This window comes from Dolichospermum planctonicum, from assembly GCF_005402965.1.
GTDB lineage: Bacteria > Cyanobacteriota > Cyanobacteriia > Cyanobacteriales > Nostocaceae > Dolichospermum > Dolichospermum planctonicum.
In genome coordinates this window covers 12,144-31,078 of sequence record NZ_BJCF01000036.1, presented here as the reverse complement: position 1 = coordinate 31,078, position 18,935 = coordinate 12,144, and the positions used below count along the sequence as shown (strand labels likewise).

The 18,935-nt window shown below is 36.4% G+C and carries 18 protein-coding genes and 1 pseudogene; 13 read left to right on the top strand and 6 right to left on the bottom strand.

Annotated features, from left to right (window positions below; translation table 11 throughout):
- Positions 1-52 precede the first annotated feature (52 nt).
- Positions 53-1,267 carry a glycosyltransferase gene (locus FFO06_RS15090; RefSeq protein ID WP_201275470.1) on the top strand — a complete coding sequence of 405 codons (1,215 nt, stop codon included), beginning with the start codon at positions 53-55 and terminating at the stop codon, positions 1,265-1,267.
- A gap of 151 nt (positions 1,268-1,418) precedes the next feature.
- Here the strand turns inward: FFO06_RS15090 and FFO06_RS15085 are convergent, their stop codons facing one another.
- Positions 1,419-2,585, bottom strand: a complete 1,167-nt coding sequence (locus FFO06_RS15085) for a pyridoxal phosphate-dependent aminotransferase (RefSeq protein WP_137908771.1) — start codon at positions 2,583-2,585, stop codon at positions 1,419-1,421.
- A gap of 248 nt (positions 2,586-2,833) precedes the next feature.
- On the opposite strand from FFO06_RS15085, the gene FFO06_RS15080 reads away from it, so the two are divergent.
- The 6 genes from FFO06_RS15080 (at position 2,834) to FFO06_RS15055 (ending at position 8,920) form a co-directional block, all read left to right on the top strand.
- Positions 2,834-3,478, top strand: a complete 645-nt coding sequence (locus FFO06_RS15080; protein ID WP_137908770.1) for a type I restriction endonuclease — start codon at positions 2,834-2,836, stop codon at positions 3,476-3,478.
- A gap of 63 nt (positions 3,479-3,541) precedes the next feature.
- On the top strand, positions 3,542-4,147 hold the full coding sequence (locus FFO06_RS15075; RefSeq protein ID WP_137908769.1) for a Uma2 family endonuclease: 606 nt from the start codon (positions 3,542-3,544) through the stop codon (positions 4,145-4,147).
- A 185-nt stretch (positions 4,148-4,332) separates the two neighbouring features.
- Positions 4,333-4,698 (top strand): VOC family protein, encoded by a 366-nt coding sequence (locus tag FFO06_RS15070; protein ID WP_137908768.1) that lies wholly within the window; start codon positions 4,333-4,335, stop codon positions 4,696-4,698.
- A 53-nt stretch (positions 4,699-4,751) separates the two neighbouring features.
- Positions 4,752-5,633: a ribosome biogenesis GTPase YlqF gene (gene ylqF / locus FFO06_RS15065; RefSeq protein ID WP_137908767.1), complete on the top strand. Its 882-nt coding sequence runs from the start codon at positions 4,752-4,754 to the stop codon at positions 5,631-5,633.
- Between the two features lie 154 nt (positions 5,634-5,787).
- Positions 5,788-7,155 carry an NAD-dependent succinate-semialdehyde dehydrogenase gene (locus FFO06_RS15060; protein WP_137908766.1) on the top strand — a complete coding sequence of 456 codons (1,368 nt, stop codon included), beginning with the start codon at positions 5,788-5,790 and terminating at the stop codon, positions 7,153-7,155.
- Between the two features lie 121 nt (positions 7,156-7,276).
- The gene (locus FFO06_RS15055) at positions 7,277-8,920 is read left to right on the top strand and encodes an acetolactate synthase large subunit (protein WP_137908765.1); all 1,644 of its coding nucleotides are present in this window, start codon (positions 7,277-7,279) and stop codon (positions 8,918-8,920) included.
- A 26-nt stretch (positions 8,921-8,946) separates the two neighbouring features.
- On the opposite strand, the gene FFO06_RS15050 is transcribed toward FFO06_RS15055, so the two are convergent.
- Both FFO06_RS15050 and FFO06_RS15045 read right to left on the bottom strand, forming a co-directional pair.
- Positions 8,947-9,672: a DUF4276 family protein gene (locus tag FFO06_RS15050; protein ID WP_236097157.1), complete on the bottom strand. Its 726-nt coding sequence runs from the start codon at positions 9,670-9,672 to the stop codon at positions 8,947-8,949.
- Complete coding sequence (locus FFO06_RS15045) at positions 9,666-10,976, bottom strand: AAA family ATPase (protein WP_137908763.1); 1,311 nt, start codon at positions 10,974-10,976, stop codon at positions 9,666-9,668. Before FFO06_RS15045 ends, FFO06_RS15050 begins: the two co-directional genes overlap by 7 nt.
- Before the next feature lie 614 nt (positions 10,977-11,590).
- Between FFO06_RS15045 and FFO06_RS15040 the strand changes: the two genes are divergently transcribed.
- A complete protein-coding gene (locus FFO06_RS15040) occupies positions 11,591-13,438 on the top strand; it encodes a bifunctional serine/threonine-protein kinase/formylglycine-generating enzyme family protein (RefSeq protein ID WP_137908762.1) in 1,848 nt (615 codons plus the stop codon).
- 145 nt (positions 13,439-13,583) lie between these two features.
- On the opposite strand, the gene FFO06_RS15035 is transcribed toward FFO06_RS15040, so the two are convergent.
- The 3 genes from FFO06_RS15035 to FFO06_RS15025 all read right to left on the bottom strand — a co-directional run bounded on the left by FFO06_RS15035 (position 13,584) and on the right by FFO06_RS15025 (position 15,270).
- Positions 13,584-14,264, bottom strand: a complete 681-nt coding sequence (locus tag FFO06_RS15035) for an SDR family oxidoreductase (RefSeq protein ID WP_137908761.1) — start codon at positions 14,262-14,264, stop codon at positions 13,584-13,586.
- Positions 14,265-14,316: 52 nt separating this feature from the next.
- On the bottom strand, positions 14,317-14,862 hold the full coding sequence (locus FFO06_RS15030; protein WP_190371677.1) for a PM0630 family protein: 546 nt from the start codon (positions 14,860-14,862) through the stop codon (positions 14,317-14,319).
- A gap of 69 nt (positions 14,863-14,931) precedes the next feature.
- Positions 14,932-15,270: a hypothetical protein gene (locus FFO06_RS15025; RefSeq protein WP_137908760.1), complete on the bottom strand. Its 339-nt coding sequence runs from the start codon at positions 15,268-15,270 to the stop codon at positions 14,932-14,934.
- Positions 15,271-15,540: 270 nt separating this feature from the next.
- On the opposite strand from FFO06_RS15025, the gene FFO06_RS15020 reads away from it, so the two are divergent.
- The 5 genes and pseudogenes from FFO06_RS15020 to FFO06_RS14995 all read left to right on the top strand — a co-directional run bounded on the left by FFO06_RS15020 (position 15,541) and on the right by FFO06_RS14995 (position 18,923).
- Complete coding sequence (locus FFO06_RS15020) at positions 15,541-16,203, top strand: phosphoribosyltransferase (RefSeq protein WP_137908759.1); 663 nt, start codon at positions 15,541-15,543, stop codon at positions 16,201-16,203.
- Between the two features lie 425 nt (positions 16,204-16,628).
- Complete coding sequence (locus FFO06_RS15015) at positions 16,629-16,997, top strand: pentapeptide repeat-containing protein (RefSeq protein ID WP_137908758.1); 369 nt, start codon at positions 16,629-16,631, stop codon at positions 16,995-16,997.
- A gap of 88 nt (positions 16,998-17,085) precedes the next feature.
- Positions 17,086-17,313: a hypothetical protein gene (locus FFO06_RS15010; protein WP_236097156.1), complete on the top strand. Its 228-nt coding sequence runs from the start codon at positions 17,086-17,088 to the stop codon at positions 17,311-17,313.
- Positions 17,246-17,899 (top strand): annotated as a pseudogene (locus FFO06_RS22710) (tetratricopeptide repeat protein). Before FFO06_RS15010 ends, FFO06_RS22710 begins: the two are co-directional and overlap by 68 nt.
- 154 nt (positions 17,900-18,053) lie before the next feature.
- Complete coding sequence (locus FFO06_RS14995) at positions 18,054-18,923, top strand: DUF4351 domain-containing protein (protein WP_137908755.1); 870 nt, start codon at positions 18,054-18,056, stop codon at positions 18,921-18,923.
- The last annotated feature ends 12 nt before the right edge of the window (positions 18,924-18,935 follow it).

Genomic DNA, 18,935 nt, shown 5'->3' with positions numbered 1-18,935 from the left:
ATGGTTGGTTTTGTATTATTGGTTAACTTTGTAAATACCATGGTTTTAAGAGATGAAAATTAGCCTGTGTATGATTGTCAAAAATGAAGAAACTACTCTACCAAGGTGTTTAGGAAGTGTAAAAGGTTTTGTTGATGAAATTGTGGTTCTTGATACGGGTTCAACTGATAAAACTCCTCAAATTGCTGAACAATTTGGAGCTAAGGTTTATTATTTTACTTGGAATAATAATTTTAGTTCGGCTCGAAATCAGGCTTTAAAATATGTGACGGGTGATTGGATTTTGGTTTTAGATGCTGATGAAACTTTAACGTCGGAAATTATTCCTTTACTTAAATCAGTTCTTCTTAAGGAAGAATATCTTGTCATTAATTTGGTGCGTCAAGAAGTCGGTTCTACACAATCACCTTATTCTCTGGTTTCTCGACTATTTCGTAATCATCCAAATATATATTTCGATCGCCCTTATCATGCTTTAATTGATGATAGTGTGACGACAATTTTAACTCAAGAACCATGTTGGGAAGTTGGTTATTTACCCGGGGTAGCAATTCTCCACACTGGTTATCAAAAATCTGTGATTAATGCACTGCATAAATATACTAAAGCCGCAGCCGCAATGGAGGAATTTTTTGCAAATCATCCCCATGACGCTTATGTTTGTAGTAAATTGGGGGCTTTGTATGTGCATAATCACAAAATTAATCAAGGTATGGATTTGTTAAATCGAGGGTTAAATCAATTAATTACTAATCAATTTAATCAAGATATAAATTATGATATCTTGTATGAATTACATTATCATTTGGGAATTGCTTATACACATCTACAAGATATATCCTCAGCTATTCATCATTATCAAGCTGCGGTAAAATTACCTATTTATTCACTTCTAAAATTAGGAGGATATAATAATTTAGGAAATTTATTAAAAAATCTGGGAGATTTACCAGCAGCAAAAATTGCCTATGAAACAGCTATCAAAATTGATCCTAATTTCGTAATTGGTTATTATAACTTGGGGATGGTATGTAAAGCTATGGGATTATTTTCCCAGGCTATTGATTGCTATAATCATGCTATTAATCTCAATCCTGATTATGCAGAAGCTTATCAAAATTTGGGGGTTGTGTTGTTGAAAATTGGTCATGTTTCCGCTAGTTTAGAAGCCTTTGAATATGCTATTTCTCTCCATGAACTGCATAACCCCGAAGAAGCACAACGAATTCATCAGGGTTTACAGGAAATGGGTTTATTACCAAGTTAATATCAGGCTGCATAGAATCAAATATCCAGAATTATTAGCCGCAGATCAAGATTAATACATTCCCCAAACTCCTCTCTTTGTTCTGAAAGCGTCGGTCTTGTCAGATAAATTATCCTATGCAACCTGAGATTAATTCTGTATAATCACTTAATTAGATACGAGAAAGCACGAATTTCTCTAATCTATCCATTCCCTTTTCAATGGTCGCCAAATCCGTAGCATAGGAAAGACGAATGTTATTATCAGCACAGAAAGCTATACCCGGAATAACTGCAACTTGATGTTCTGCTAATAATGCGTCACAAAATTCCAGGGATTTTAAGCCGGTTTTGCTGATGTCTGGGAATAGGTAAAAAGCACCGTCTGGTTTAGCCGTACTCAAACCAGGAATAGCGTTGAGTCTGTCTAACATGACTTGACGACGTTTAGCAAAAGCTTGACGCATTTCCTCTACGCAGTCTTGAGAACCCTCTAAAGCAGCGATCGCTCCATATTGAGCAAAAGTACACACATTTGAGGTACTATGTCCTTGGATGGTACTAGCGGCCTTAATAATTTCTACAGGTCCGGCTAAGTAACCCAAGCGCCAACCCGTCATTGCGTAACCTTTAGCAAAACCGTTACTAATTAAAGTCCGGTTAAAAATCTCTTCACCTAAAGCACCAATACTGATATGTTCTGCACCGTCATAGAGAATCTTCTCATAAATCTCGTCAGAAACCACATAGATATCTGCATCAACTATTACCTGTGCTAAAGCCTTAATTTCCGCCGCCGTGTATACCATCCCCGTGGGGTTGGAAGGGGAGTTAAGGACAAATAACTTAGTTTTTGGGGTAATTGCCTGTTTCAGTTGTTCTGGGGTGATTTTGTAGCCTGTAGAAGCGTCTGTTTCTACAATCACAGACTTCCCACCGACTAAAGTTACCATTTCGGGGTAACTTAACCAGTATGGAGCGGGGATAATTACCTCATCGCCGGGGTCAATCAGTGCTACAATTAAATTGTAAAGAGAATGTTTACCACCATTGGTGACAATCACATTTTCTGGCTTATAATTAAGACCATTATCATTTTTTAGCTTGCGAGCGATCGCTTCCCTTAACTTTGGTTCTCCTGCGGCTGGACCGTATTTGGTTTTACCCTCAGCCAAAGCCTTTGAGGCTGCGGCTTTAATGTGCGCTGGGGTGTCAAAATCCGGTTCTCCAGCACTAAAACTACAAACATCTATACCCTTATCCTTCATAGCCTTAGCTTTAGCTGTAATGGCTAAGGTGATGGAAGGTGTTACCCTACTTACTCTTTCTGCCAGCTTCATTCTACTTTATTTGGCGAATATCTGTCCTATTGATCTCAGGATATCCCATAATTCTCTTCTATATTTGCCTTTTTTTAAATTCTTTTTCCTTCACCAGCGGTAAATATTGAGATCAATAAATTCCCATAATACCAAGTATATGATGATATTTCCAGCTAGTAGAGGAATTAAAACAAGCATTAGATGATTATAGCGGTTCTAAATAAAATATTAAAGATTGCTTCCTATTACCAATCATCAACCAAATAATGACACAAACACTCCCAGCAAAAGATATTAATTTACGCTACTTAATTGATAATTTTGGCATTGAGTTAGTTTTAGATGGACAATTTTTCTGGGAATGGCAAGCAGGATTACCAGAAATTACAGATTTAGATAAACAACTTTTAGACAAAGTAAAAGCTGGTTATTTGAATCTTCTCAATTATCCACCATTACTAGAAGATGTTGTCAGAATGGCAATTGTAGACCCAATACTTTTTATCGGTGATTTTTACCTATCTCCCTTTTATGTAAAATCGGAAGAATCTATAGATATTGCTGTACCAGATGAAGATGTAATTATTAAGGGGAGAATGGATATTTTAGTTTTAAAAAATCAATTATGGGTGATGATTATTGAGTCAAAAAAAGCTTCATTTTCTATTGAAGAAGGACTGGCGCAAATTTTATCATATATGTTAGGTAATCCCTATCATGATCAACCCAGTTTTGGGATGATTGCTACAGGTAGCGAGTTTATTTTTGTGAAATTAATCAAAGGAAAACCTACCCGTTATTCTTTATCAAAAGGTTTCTTAATGCGTAATCCTGGCAATGAATTATACGATGTATTGCGTATTCTCAAGCATTTAACTCAACTAGTGACCAGTGACCGCTTGAAACTTTGACAAGATTGTTTTCTTCCTGGTAACAGGGTAGCGAATCATAATCAATAAAGATGGAGGTGAGTTATGGTTCAAGCATTAACAAAATTATTAACTTTCGCAGATTTCATCCTTGAATACAGTAACAACCCCCGCTATGAACTTGCAGACGGAGAATTGATTGACACAGAACCAACAAGACCCCACGAAACCGTCGGTGGTAAAATAGCAACTCAACTGGGTATTGCTATTACCAATGCACAACTTCCCTGGTTTATCCCTCGTACCTGTCTTATCCGTCCTTTTACAGAAATAGCCACAGCCCGACGACCTGATATTGTAGTATTAGATGAAACTTTGCAGCACCATGAACCTTTTTGGGAACATCAACCAATTATTGCTTTAGGACAATCAATTAAATTAGTGGTTGAAGTTGTCAGCACTAACTGGGAAACAGATTATGCTCGTAAAGTTGAAGAATATGCTTTATTAGGAATTTCTGAATATTGGATTGTTGATTATCGAGGTTTGGGAGGAGTGGTTTTCATTGGTAAACCAAAGCAACCGACATTTACAGTTTGTCAATTAATTGGCGAAGATTATAGTCAGCAACAATATCGTTTAGGAGAATATATCAAATCTTCTCTTTTACCTTCTTTACAACTGCGTCTAGATGATATTATGCCACGATAATTTTTGTGAGAATTTATCATAGGGACTGATAAAATCTCATGGGGAGGTGTGGGTTGGGGATGGGTTTCTTGTATCTCACTTAGTCAAGAATCGCTTTTAATTGATCACAACCATATTAACAGGACTTACACAACTGGTATAATATTCTAGATTGTAGTTGTGAATTTCTTCAGCAAATCCTAAATATGCAATATAATAGTATAATCATCACCATAGCCACAGTTAATTTTGATTGTATCCTTAGTTTCTATACTCAATTACTAGCACAAGAACCAAAAAAACTCATCCCTCATATTTATGCTGAGTTTGAAATCCCTGGTTTAAAATTAGGTATTTTTCAACCCAAACCAGTTAACGCAGCAGAATTTGTCACTAATTCCCAAAGTCCCCTAAGTTTGTGTTTAGAAGTCAATAATTTAGAAAGCTCCATATCTTACTTAACATCTTTAGGTTATCCCCCACCAGGAATAATTTATACAGCTTCCCACGGTAGAGAAATTTACGCCTATGACCCCGATGGTAACAGATTAATTTTACATCAATCTAACTAATATGGGAAGTTATTAGTCACAACGAACAACTAACAATTAACAACTAACAATAAATGTCTATTACACAAAACTACAAATTAAATCTAATCCAATGGTATCCCGGACACATCGCCAAAGCTGAAAAGAATCTCAAGGAACAGCTAAAACGGGTAGATGTGATTTTAGAAGTACGAGATGCTCGTATTCCCCTAGCAACAAACCACCCACAAATGAATGAATGGGTGGGAACAAGAACGCGCATACTGGTACTTAACCGAGTAGATATGATTTTACCACAGGTGCGATCGCGCTGGATAGAGTGGTTTAAAAATCAAAGTGAAGTTCCATATTTTACCGATGCTCAACATGGACAGGGAATTACAGCGATCGCCAAAGCCGCCCAAGCAGCAGGTATAGAACTTAACAAACGCCGTCAAGAACGGGGAATGTTACCCCGTCCCGTTCGCGCCGTGGTTATTGGTTTTCCCAATGTCGGTAAATCCGCTCTAATTAACCGTCTCATAGGTAAACGAGTGGTAGAAAGTGCCGCCCGTCCCGGAGTTACCCGTCAACTACGATGGGTCAGAATTTCCGATCAGCTAGAATTATTAGATGCACCGGGTGTCATCCCCGCTAGACTCGATAGCCAAGCCGCAGGAGTGAAATTAGCCATTTGTGATGATATCGGTGAAGCATCCTATGATAACCAACTCATCGCCGCTGCATTCGTAGATATACTTAATGAACTTCAGGAAACATACCCAAAATTTTTACCACCCCATCCATTACTAACACGATATGATCTTGACTCTGTTATCCACACAGGGGAAGCGTATTTACAAGCTTTAGCAGAACATCGCTACAAAGGAGACATAGAACGTACAGCTAGACAAATGATCACCGATTTTCGGAAAGGATTATTGGGGAGTATTCCTTTAGAATTACCACCAATGTAACTGTCAATTTGCTGTTGAGCTTGTGAATATTTTTCAGCCAAAATGTCTAAAATATGAGTTATGAATGTGTTAGATCATAAATGATAGGCAACAAAGAATAGAGAATAATTAAATTACGAATTATTGACACTATTTTTTATTCAGAGGTCAGATAATGGCTATAGCTACTATTAACCCCTACACCGGGGAAACACTGAAAATTTTTGAGCCGTTACAAAAAATGGAAATTGCTGCTAAATTAGATTTAGCAGGAAAGGCTTTTCAAGAATACCGTCAAACAAGTTTTTTAGAGAGGTCTCACTGGTTAGAACAAGCAGCGACTATTTTAGACCAAGAAAAGGCAGATTTGGGGAAATTGATGACTTTGGAAATGGGTAAACCATTAAAAGCTGCCATTGCTGAAGTCGAAAAATGCGCCCTTGTTTGTCGTTATTACAGCGAAAATGCCGCCAGTTTTCTGGCTGATGTCACCATCAAAACCGATGCTAGTCATAGTTTTGTAAAATATCAGCCTTTAGGGGTGATTCTCGCCGTCATGCCCTGGAATTTTCCTTTTTGGCAAGTTTTCCGGTTTGCAGCACCAGCACTGATGGCGGGCAATGTAGCCCTACTAAAACACGCTTCTAATGTACCACAGTGTGCATTAGCAATTGAAGATATTTTTCATCGCGCTGGTTTTCCTGGTGGTGTATTTCAAACATTATTAATCGGTGCAGATCAAGTTGCTGATTTAATGGCCGATGATCGAGTTAAAGCCGCTACTTTAACAGGTAGTGAACCAGCAGGGATATCCCTCGCTGTTGCATCTGGGAAACAAATCAAAAAAACTGTTTTAGAATTGGGGGGAAGTGACCCATTTATAGTTTTAGAAAGTGCTGATTTAGAAACAGCAGTTTCTACCGCAGTTACAGCGAGAATGTTGAATAACGGACAATCTTGTATTGCGGCCAAACGCTTTATTATTGCTGAGGCTGTTGCTGATAAATTTCAAAAATTGCTGTTAGAAAAATTCCAATCCCTGAAAATTGGCAATCCCATGGACCTAGATACAGATTTAGGACCCTTAGCAACTTCTAATATTCTCCAAGAATTAGACCAACAAGTTAAAAAAGCCGTCAAAAGTGGCGGTAAAATCCTCACAGGTGGACATCCTTTAACAGAAATGTCGGGGAACTTTTACCCACCAACAATTATCATAGATGTTCCCGTAGATACACCAATTGCCCAAGCAGAATTTTTTGGTCCTGTGGCATTATTATTCCGAGTTCCTGATCTCAACACTGCGATTAAATTAGCTAATGATACTCCCTTTGGTTTAGGTGCAAGTGCATGGACAACAAATACAGAAGAACAAAATCGTCTAATTCAAGAAATTGAAGCCGGGGCAGTATTTATTAACAGCATGGTTAAGTCTGATCCTCGGTTACCTTTTGGGGGAACCAAGCGTTCTGGTTATGGCAGAGAATTGAGTATTCAAGGTATTCATGAATTTGTGAATATCAAGACCGTTTGGGTGAAGTAGGGGCTTTCCTGCGGTTCGCCCGTACAGGAGTTCAGGAGGAACAGATAAAAAAGAAGAAAATTAAGCAATTACCAATTACCAATTACCAATTACCAATTACCAATTACCAATTACCAAACTTATGAACACCGCAGAATTGTTAGTACAGTGTTTAGAAAACGAAGGAGTTCAATATGTTTTTGGACTTCCTGGAGAAGAAAATCTGCACGTTTTAGAAGCTTTAAAAAAATCATCAATTCAATTTATTACTACCCGTCATGAACAGGGTGCAGCATTCATGGCCGACGTTTATGGTAGGTTAACAGGAAAAGCCGGAGTCTGTCTTTCTACTCTCGGTCCTGGGGCAACTAATTTAATGACAGGAGTGGCAGATGCTAATCTAGATGGTGCGCCATTAGTGGCAATTACCGGCCAGGTGGGAACAGATAGAATGCACATTGAATCTCATCAATACTTGGATTTAGTAGCTATGTTTGCCCCCGTTACTAAGTGGAATAAACAGATTGTTAGACCAAGTATTACACCAGAAGTCGTCAGAAAAGCCTTCAAGCGATCGCAAACAGAAAAACCCGGTGCCGTTCACATTGATTTACCGGAAAATATAGCCGCCATGCCCGTAGAAGGCAAACCTTTAAATAAGGATAATAGTGAAAAAACCTATGCTTCCTTTGCCAGTATTCGCGCCGCATCTGCCGTAATTTCCCAAGCAGTTAATCCCATCATTTTAGTAGGAAATGGTGCAATTCGCGCCCAATCTAGCGACGCAGTAACACAATTTGCTACCCAAATGAATATTCCTGTTGTGAATACTTTTATGGGTAAAGGTGTGATTCCCTACACCCATCCCTTAGCACTTTGGTCCGTGGGATTACAACAACGAGATTTTATCACCTGCGGCTTTGATAATTCAGATTTAGTCATAGCTATTGGTTATGATTTAATTGAATTTTCTCCCAAAAAATGGAATCCTGAAGGGACAATTCCTATTATCCATATTGCAGCAACGTCTTCAGAAATTGACAGTAGTTATATTCCCCAATTGGAAGTAGTAGGAGATATTTCTGATTCCCTGAATGAGATCTTAAAATTAGCAGATAGACAAAATAAACCCAATCCCTATTCTATCAGCTTACGTCCTAATATTCGGGCTGATTATGAAGAATATGCCCAAGATGATCAATTTCCCATTAAACCGCAAAAATTAATTTATGATTTGCGGCAAGTTATGGGACCCGATGATATTGTGATTTCTGATGTTGGCGCACATAAAATGTGGATTGCTAGACATTATCATTGTCATAGTCCCAATACTTGCATTATTTCTAATGGTTTCGCGGCTATGGGTATTGCTATTCCTGGTGCATTGGCAGCAAAATTAGTCTATCCAAATCGTAAAGTTGTCGCTGCAACCGGTGACGGTGGTTTTATGATGAATTGTCAAGAATTAGAAACAGCTTTGCGAGTGGGAACTCCCTTCGTGACTCTGATTTTTAATGACGGTGGCTATGGTTTAATTGAGTGGAAACAAGAAAATCAATTTGGTAAAGGTAACTCATCTTTCGTACATTTTGGTAATCCTGATTTTGTCAAATTTGCCGAAAGTATGGGATTAAAAGGTTATCGAGTTGAATCTGCTACAGATTTAGTTCCCATGCTTAAAGAAGCGCTCGCTCAAGATGTACCAGCAGTTATAGACTGTCGCGTAGATTATCGAGAAAACAGTCGTTTTACTAAAAAAGCCGGTGAGTTAATTTGTGAAGTTTAAATGTAGGGGCGGGGAAACCCCACCCTTTATTGCATCTTAGTATTACAAAAATCATGTAAATAGTTATAAAGTTCACGAAATAAAGGACATTTTTTTTGTAAATTTTCTGGGACTATTTTTAGTAATAACAAAGGTGTATGTAATCCTTTAGAAAATCGGACTGATTGCATATCAAAGTTTAGTTCTAGTAAAATGCTACTATCAACAATTAGCTGAGATAATTTATCTTGACAACAATCTCGATCTTGATCATATTTACTAAAAGATTCAGGATCATCAAACGAGATATTTTTCTGAGTGCTTAACCACCAACGCATTTTTTCATGTCTACCGCGAAAATCTGGATGTTTAGCAATAGTATTATCCCAATCCCCAATCATCCATGATTCTAATTCAGGTGCAGCAAAAGCGATATATTGAGGAATATCATGAGATTCAGTTATCTTAGATATTGCTGATATAAACTTCTCTCTTTGAGAATTAACATCTGGACAATCTAAATCATCAAAAACTAAAATTAAATCACATTTTTTGGGATCACATTGCAAAGCAATAGGTAATTCTTGAGTAATTTGTTCAATTAAACTCTTACCTGTTTTACCATAACCAGTTACCTTCCCAGGTTTTGGTCCTGGTTTGAGTCTTGCTGGTGTTTTCCGTTCAAATTGACAACTGGGAAAATTCTTTTCTAAAAAAGGAATTAATCCTCTCACCTCCGCTTCTCCACCACCTGCAAATACCCAAACTACCACGGCCATCCTCCCACAGTAGGATCTCCTACACGGTATAAATCACCTAATTGCCATCCTTCTTCTAGTTTTTGATCTAAAATTTCATGAGAGAGTGTTTTCATGGAAAAATGCGTCTTATCTTGAGAATAAAAACAATAAACATTTTCTAAGCAATCTGTAAAATGATCTAAAAGATCAGGACTATGAGTAGTGATAATAATTTGAGTTTTTCTAGCAGCTTGTTTAATCCATTCTGCTAAAATTGGCATCCAAGATACGTGCAAACCTAATTCTGGTTCATCAATAACTAATAAAGAGGGTAAAATAGGAGAATGTAATATAGTTGCCCAGCATAACATTCTTACCGTTCCATCTGACATTTCTGTAAGATAAAATGGTTCTTTAATATCTTCAAAATGCCATTCTAATGTTAATGATAATCGCCCAGAACGAAGAGAACGCAGACGACGGGTTTTAGGTAAAATGGACTTCATGGCATTATTAATGCTGTCTTCAAAGTCAATATTTTCCTGGGTTAAATTCTCAAATACTAAGGGTAAATTATTTCCTGATGTAGATAAATAAATATCATTTCCTCCTATTTTTGGTTCTGAATTTCTAATTTGATGCAAATCCATATTATTCGCATTATAAAATTGCCATTGAGAAATAAATGCAATTAACTCTCTCCTAATTTTATACCCAGGTGTAGTTATCAGTTTATTTTGACTATTTTCTAATAATTCTGGAAGTACATTTAAACCTAGAATGTTTGCAGGAATATTATCTAATACTTCAAAATGTGTTCCTGATTTCTGTTCACCTTGATTATATACTGAGATCACACCTTTACCTATTCTTTGCAGTTTTGGATCATTAAATTTATAATAATAAAAAGGTGATAAATCTGGATTTACTAAATTATCTCCACTATATAAAGATTCTTGATGAATAGTTAATTTCTGTTTTTTCCTATCTACAAACAAATCAAGATCAAGAACTGAATTTTTCAGTTGACTCGTATCTTGTAATTGTTCTGAAAAGCCATACTGAAATTTAATGACCGCAGGACTAGCAACACTATTATCTAATATTCTATCATTGCCAATTTTACTAATTGCTTCTTCAAAACTAGTAATACCACGACTTTCATCAGAAACATTAGTTAAACAATCCTTTAAAAATTTTAATGTACTAATAAAATTACTTTTTCCAGAACCATTTGCTCCTATGAAAATATTAAGATTTTTTAACTCTACGGATTGAGATAACGAGAGATTTTTATAATTTTGGGTTAAAATAAATTTAAGAATTGGTTGATACATATTTTTTTACTAACACTATAGAAAGATATTTTTGACTGAGAAGATTATACAATATATTTTCTGAAATTTACAAGAAATATATATGAGTACAGCACTTTACTCAACTATGACTTAATTCCCAATACTGGTGTTTATTGTTGTTCCATAGCCAAGGGTGACTTTAGCGATAGGTTAAGTAATATCTTTGAAATGTTGATTTTTTCTACCTTTAAATACTCCTGCTGGTAGTCCCACAGGGATCTTAATTAAATAGACACTCTATACCAAATTTGTAGAAAGTTTTGGTTCTTACAATACCTAGTCCAAATTGGAAAAAGCTTTGATTTGTAGGTTGGTTTGAAGTATAAAACCCAACATGAGCGTTCCATTGCGCTATTGCTTAACCCAACTTACAGGAAATGGACTGGGAAAAAAATTAGAATCTGTGCAACAAACAGCACAGATTTTTCTAGCCGAAAGTGTTATTTATAAGTAAATCACAACTCAGATTTTTTCACTTTCCCCCATAAACTAATTTATATTTTGACTATTTTTTTCTAACAACAATCAATATCGTTTTGACAAATTAATAAAATTGGGGACTACTTTTACAGGATGCTATTTTCCCAAGTTCTATGCAAATTTGTCAAAATCCCAATTGTTCTAACCCCTTTAATCCCAAAACCTCTAAATTTTGCCAAAGTTGTCAAGAAAGTAACTTTGGAGAAATGCTGCGTAACCGTTACCGGGTTTTAAGATTATTAGGTGAAGGTGGTTTTAGCAGAACCTACGCTGCTGAAGATGTAGATAGACTTAATGCACCCTGTGTTATTAAGCAATTTTTTCCCCAAGTGCAAGGAACTGGACAACGTGCTAAAGCTGCGAAATTTTTCAAAGAAGAAGCTTTTAGATTGTATGATTTGGGAGAAAATCACTCTCAAATTCCGCGACTTTTGGCTTATTTTGAACAAGGTTCTAGTTTATATTTAGTCCAGGAATTTATAATTGGTAAAACTCTTCTAGAAGAACTGCAAAATCAAGCTTATAGTGAAATAGAAGTTCGTCAACTTTTGACTGATTTATTACCAGTGTTAGATTTTGTTCACAAACACAATGTGATTCACCGCGATATTAAACCAGAAAACATTATTCGTCGAGATAGTGATAAAAAACCGGTCTTAATTGATTTTGGTGGTGCAAAACAAGTTACTCAAACTAGTCTAGCTAGACAAGCAACAGCTATTTATACCCTCGGTTATGCACCAACGGAACAAATGGCCGGGTTTGCTTGTCAAGCAAGTGATTTATATGCTTTGGGTGTAACTTGTGTGCGGTTATTAACTCAAGATTTACCATTACAAGATGATTATGGACAACTAAAAGATCATCTTTATGATGCTATGAATGCTAAATGGTTATGGAAGGAACGTTTACAACTTAAAGGAATTACTATTAGTGATGAATTTAAGCAAATTTTAGATAAATTACTCCAACATTTTGCTAGTGATAGATATCAGTCAGCAATGGATGTTTTACATGATTTGAATTTTGCTAAATCCCCCGTTGTCATTAAATTCCCCCCTGTTTCTAAACCACCATTAACACCATTACCTCCACCACCTCCCACAAAAATTATTGTTCCCTTACCCCCTTTGTATAACTTTGATTTTTATGTCATTACTGTAGACACTACTGGGAGAGAAGTTAATCGTGATCGACGTAATTCTAAATATTTTCATGAGGAATTAGGCAGAAATACAACCTTAGAAATGGTGTCAATCCCTAATGGGACTTTTATCATGGGTTCTCCTATTTGTGAAGGTGATAGTGATGAACGTCCCCAACATCAAGTAATAGTTCCATCTTTTTTTATGGCTAAATATCCTATTACTCAAGCACAGTGGAGAATAGTAGCAGCTTTACCAAAAGTTCAACAAGAATTACATCCCAACCCCTCGAAATTTAAAGGTACAAATCTGCCAGTAGAAAATGTTTCTTGGTATGAAGCTGTGGAATTTTGTGCTAGATTAAAAATTAAAACTGGTAGAGAATATCGTCTACCTAGTGAAGCAGAATGGGAGTATGCTTGTCGTGCGGGAACTACCACATCTTTTCATTTTGGAGAAACAATTACCTCCGATTTAATTAACTGTAGTGGTAGTGATACTTATGCTGGAGAACGAAAAAGTAGATTTCGTAAACAAACAACAAATGTTGGTTATTTTGAAGTTGCAAATGCTTTTGGTTTATATGATATGCACGGTTTAGTATGGGAATGGTGTGCCGATCCTTGGCATAATAACTATCATGGAGCGCCTATAGATGGTAGTGTCTGGGAAAATGGTGGTGATCAACATCGTCGAGTTTTAAGGGGTGGTGCGTGGAATTTTAACGCGCAACTTTGTCGCAGTGCTAGTAGAAGTTGGAATGAAGCAGACGGTGGTTTACGAATTTGTGGTTTTCGAGTAGTATTTTCTGTTTAAATTTAGTTAGTAGTGAGAACTTTAGTCCTCAACATCAACAACAACTAAGGGACTGAAAATTAAAAAAATATCCTCAACTGTAGGGTGCGTTATCTTGGAATTTAACACACCCTAATAAATTAGATTATTTATTCTTTGGCAATCCCTAATCTAAATTAAATTCCACAAATTCCGGTAATCCTGGATATACCATATTTCGATCTATGGCCGATAATATCTTCTGATCAGAATTAGGAGAATTTAAACAACGACAAACCAATGCAGCAACATCCGCACGATGAATAGTCCCCACAATTTGAGGATTTTCAGTTAAAATTCCGTTGTTGGTAGCAGATTCTGATTTTAAACCACCAGGACGAATAATTGTATAGTTCAGTCCGCTGGAAATCAGGTATTGTTCAGCCTTTTCTTTTTCAATTAAAACGGGTTTGAGTGCTGCTAATGCTTGGGGAGGTAAAGCCACAACACTATCACCACTACCAATGGAAGTTACCAAAATAAACTTTTTTACTCCCGCTTTAACTGCTGCATCAATCAGGTTTTTATTACCGATATAATCAGGTTTGATATTATCTGTCGGTAAACCTCCTAATGTACTGATAACCGCTTGAATAGGTTCATTTCCTAACATTCCCTGTTCAACATCTGCCGCATTTAAAGCATCTCCTAAAACTGGATGAATACCCATTGCTTTTAGTTCTACAGCAGCGGTTTCTGTTCTCACAAGTGCTTTAACTTGAATTTCCTGTGCTGTCAAATATTTAGCGATTTCTTGACCAACACCGCGACTAGCACCAGCTAGAAAAATGTAAGATGTGACTGACATAATTAGTTGATAAAAAAGATCCTATATTTACATCTATCACAAAATGGTCATTTTAAAATGGGACTATTTCAAATTCAAAAGTAGCAAGCAAACGCTGATCAATATAAACTTCTATTTGATGTTTACCTAAAGGATCTCCAGGAGAAATAGTCCAGAAATTTTCAATCACACCATTAACAGGTGTTTGTATTCGGGTGGAAATTGCCGTTTTTCCATCTTTTGATATGGAAAGATTTTGATGATTCTCTGTAATCCAAGTTTCGGGAGATTTTGGTAAAGTTAAAACTTCTCTCCATTGGACTTTATCTGGATAGTTATCAAGTTTAATTCTCCAACCATAAGCATCACCTTCTTTTAACGGAACGGTAGTTGTTGGGAAAAAATTGACCTTTCCTGATGAATTAATTATCTTAACTCCAAATTCAGTTTTATTAACAGCTAGTTGCTGATTAATGATTCCATGACTATATTTTTGTTTACTTTCTTGCTGACTTTCTGCTAAAGCAATATCAGAGTTATGTAAACCCGATATTATTAATGGAAACATCAAAGATAAAGGAACTAGTAAAACCTGAGTATTTGCAATTTTAATCAACATTATCTTCTAATAAACAAGTAGGATAGAAAATATATATATCCTACTTGAGAAGGATATTTTTGGCAATAGTTAATCTTCGTCAAGTGCAGGTAAAATTTCTTCAAATTGCCACAATTGATCTTTATTTTTCAGAAACCAAATTCGAGTTTCTGTAGTTAATTTACCCCAAATAATATCAGCGGGAACATGGGGAGAAGCATATTGAAATTCTTCACCGATAATTCTGAGATTATCTTCTATATTCCCAGGAATACCAAAGTCCTGCCAATCAATTTTGACATTTCTGCCGGTAACTCCCGCAGTCGGGTCAAAAATTAATTGTGAGGCTCTAACTAAGTCAGCAAAGTGTTGCGGTTTTAATCCAATTACTTCTTGGATTTCAGGTGATTTATAGGGATCTTCAGACATTTTTACTGGAGTTATGTAGATGTGTAATTTAGGTAACTTACTACCAGAGATTATCCCACTCTCTTTAGTTTAGCTCAAAAAATTGAGATAAAATTTAAGAAAAAAACCTCTAATAAAGTTTTGGTTGGTAATTTGATTTAACAAGTTCTCTGATTTTATTGCTACCCTCAAATTAGAGGGGTAATTTTGTTTTTGTAGTGCCATTACAGGATTTACGATCAAATTTCTGGCTTCAATTAGGGACTTATTTTCATAAAGAGGTATAACAATATGCTGCAAAAATTCCGTAATCGCACAGAAGCAGGGAAACTGTTAGCTGCTCAGTTAACAGAATATGCCCATTGTCCTGATATTTTAGTATTAGGGCTTCCCCGTGGCGGTGTACCTGTGGCTTATGAGGTAGCAAAGGAACTTAATGCACCTTTAGATATCTGCTTGGTGCGGAAACTAGGTGTACCTGGACATAAGGAATTGGCCATGGGGGCTATTGCGACCGGAGGAGTCCGTGTTATGAATGAGAATGTTGTAGATTCATTGCATATTTCCCAAGCAACTATTGATCAAGTAGTAGCAATAGAAATGCGGGAATTAGACCGCCGCCGCCACGCTTATCGCGGTAATAGTCCCCTAGCAGAGGTAAAAAATCATATCATTATTCTGGTGGATGATGGTATTGCTACGGGTGCTACTATCCGAGCAGCGATCGCTACGTTGAAAAAACAACAACCCCAGAAGCTTGTAGTAGCTGTTCCAGTGGCGGCGGTATCTACTTGTGAAGAATTAAAAGCAGAGGTAGATCAGGTTATATCAGTAATAACACCAAACAATTTGTATGCAATTGGTATTTGGTACGAGGATTTTCGGCAAACAACCGACGCTGAAGTATGTGAAATTTTGACAACGCAAAAATTATTGGTAGCTAAAGACTCCTAAATCGAAGTTAAAGTTATTGATAGAACATTGGGTGTCAGTTAAGAAAGTGTCACTCTCTACACTAGCTATTTGGTGTTAAAAGGGGTATCATTAGCAAATGCAAGGAGTGATACCACTTCACTTGATACTTGTTACAAGTCCCCTCGCGCTGCTTATACTTCCTGTTATTTGAGTTGCGGGTCTAAAATGTCACAAAATTAGTGAAGTAGTATAAAGTTATACGGGGAAACGCTTGAGTGAGAAAAAACTCAGGCGTTTTTCTTATTTATAACTACTAGTAGTTTGACTTTAATTGCACATTTGCAAGCCTCTTTTTAAGAAGAGGAAAATCTAAAATCTAAAATCTAAAATCCAAAATCCAAAATTGGTTGACGGGAGTATATTGTGGAAATAGAGGTTTTGTTACTCAATTAGGTTAACAAGATATGGACACTGAGGAACTAAAACGGCGTTATGCTGCGGGAGAAAGATATTTTGTTTCAGCTAAACTAGTCAAAGCTAAACTAATTAATGCTTACTTACCAGGAATTAATTTATGGGGAGCAGATTTAAGCGAAGCAAATTTAGCTAAAGCTAAACTGTGGGGCGCGAATTTGAGTAGAGCGAATTTAGCCCAGGCCAATTTAACTAGAGCGAATTTATCTGGTGTTAATCTGACTGAGGCAAATCTTAGAGGTGCTACATTGCATTACACCAAGTTCTACGGCGCGAATTTACATGGTGCATATTATGATGAAAGTACCAAATTTCCTAGAGATTTTGATCCTCTTAGTCACAATATGCAAAAGTTGTAAATACTTAAACTGCTTCTGCTGTTGGTATGGGAAATATTTTAAAGTAGTGAGCAATAGCAATAAAAATTAGGTATTTTTAGGTAAATTTATGACAGAAATTAAATTTGCTATTGAAGGTGAAGACGCAATTACAGCCACAAAAGAACTTTTGGCAATTGAGGGCATAACTGGTAACTATACCGTAAATTCAGAAGAAATCGAAAGAGAGCCAGTTATTACCACTGTAGCCACTATAGTTGGTCTTGTGGGTGGAACTCTGGCCATTGCTGAACAAATCCGCAAGAGTAGGAATAGTTTTAACACAAAAGTGGATTAATACTAGCCGATTTCGTGAAACCTTACATCTATGCAAATCTACCTTAAATATTGTTGAAAGCTATGAAATTCTTACTAATCTAGCACGATCTGAACAAGAACTTGGAAACATTGAACAAGCACAGCAAGATTATCAACAAGCATTAGAACTCTGTCCAGCAACAGATAAAACAACAAAAGCGGTAATTATTAATAACTTAGCCAGTATCTACGCGGACACGGGAAAAATAGAAGAAGCGATCGCCCACTAGCAGTCTTTAGAAATCAAAGAAAGCATTGGTAATGTCCAAGGTCAAGCCGTGACTTTGCACGGTTTAGCCAGTATCTACGCCAACACAGGGAAAATAGAAGAAGCGATCGCCCACTACCAGCAGTCTTTAGAAATCAAAGAAAGCATTGGTAATGTCCAAGGTCAAGCCGCGACATTAGCAATGTTGGGACAGTTGTTAGCATATAACAAAGGAGATTTTGTGACTGCACTAAAATATTTACATCAGTCTTTAGAGATATTCCAGCGTATTCAATCACCCGATGCTGAAACAGTGAGGAAAATTATTAATGATGTGCAAAAAATGGCAAACGGTTAAGGTAATTTCTTTAAATTCCAAACTTTGATAACATTGTAAAAAATCTGCGTTTATCTGCGTCCATCTGCGTTTAATTATTACTGCTTGTATCTCACTTGAATGGGAATTGCTATAATAATTTCCCCTTGATTGTTAAATTCATAATCATCAATCTATGACCAAAAAAGTAGATATTGGTAGTAAACGCTTAATCAGTCTCGCACCCGATAATTGGGTACAATGGGTAACACAAAGAAAAGATATTCGGGTGAAAGAGTTTATTTCCTCAGAATTTCAATGGATCAGCCGCGATAATGACGTACTGATTAAAGCCGAAAACCCAGAGGGGGAATTTTTAATTCTCAATGAGCTACAATTGCGTTATAACGAGAAAGTTCCGCTGAGAATGACGGCTTATATAGCTTTAGCACGGGAACGTTATAAATTACCCATTTATCCCGTACTGATCAATATTTTACCCCACGTCAAAACACCCAATATTCCCAACTTCTATCAACAAGAATTTATGGGAATGAAAAGTTATCAAGACTATCGGGTAATTAATCTCTGGGAAATTGAAGCTAGTTTAGTATTTGCAGAAAATTTATCAAGTTTATTACCTTTTATACCAATTCTCAAAGGAGGTGGTGAAGAAGCAGTTGTCAGAGAAGCAGTAATTAAACTGCGAGAAAATGAACAGTTAAGGGATTTAGAACCATTATTATCATTTTTTGCATCCTTTGTCCTAGAAATACCAATAGTTCAACAAATCATGAGGTGGGATATGACAGTATTAAGAGAATCACCCTGGTATAACGAAATCCTCAAACAAGGTTTACAACAAGGTTTACAACAAGGTGAACAACAAGGTGAAGCTAATTTAATTATTCGTCAATTATCAAAGCGGTTTGGTAATTTAGATCCAGCAATTGCATCACAAATTCGCCAGTTATCAATTTCACAATTAGAAACATTAGGAGAAAGTATTTTTGATTTTTCTGCTATGGCTGATTTAGAAACCTGGTTACAACAAAATATTGATTAAGTCATTGCAAGA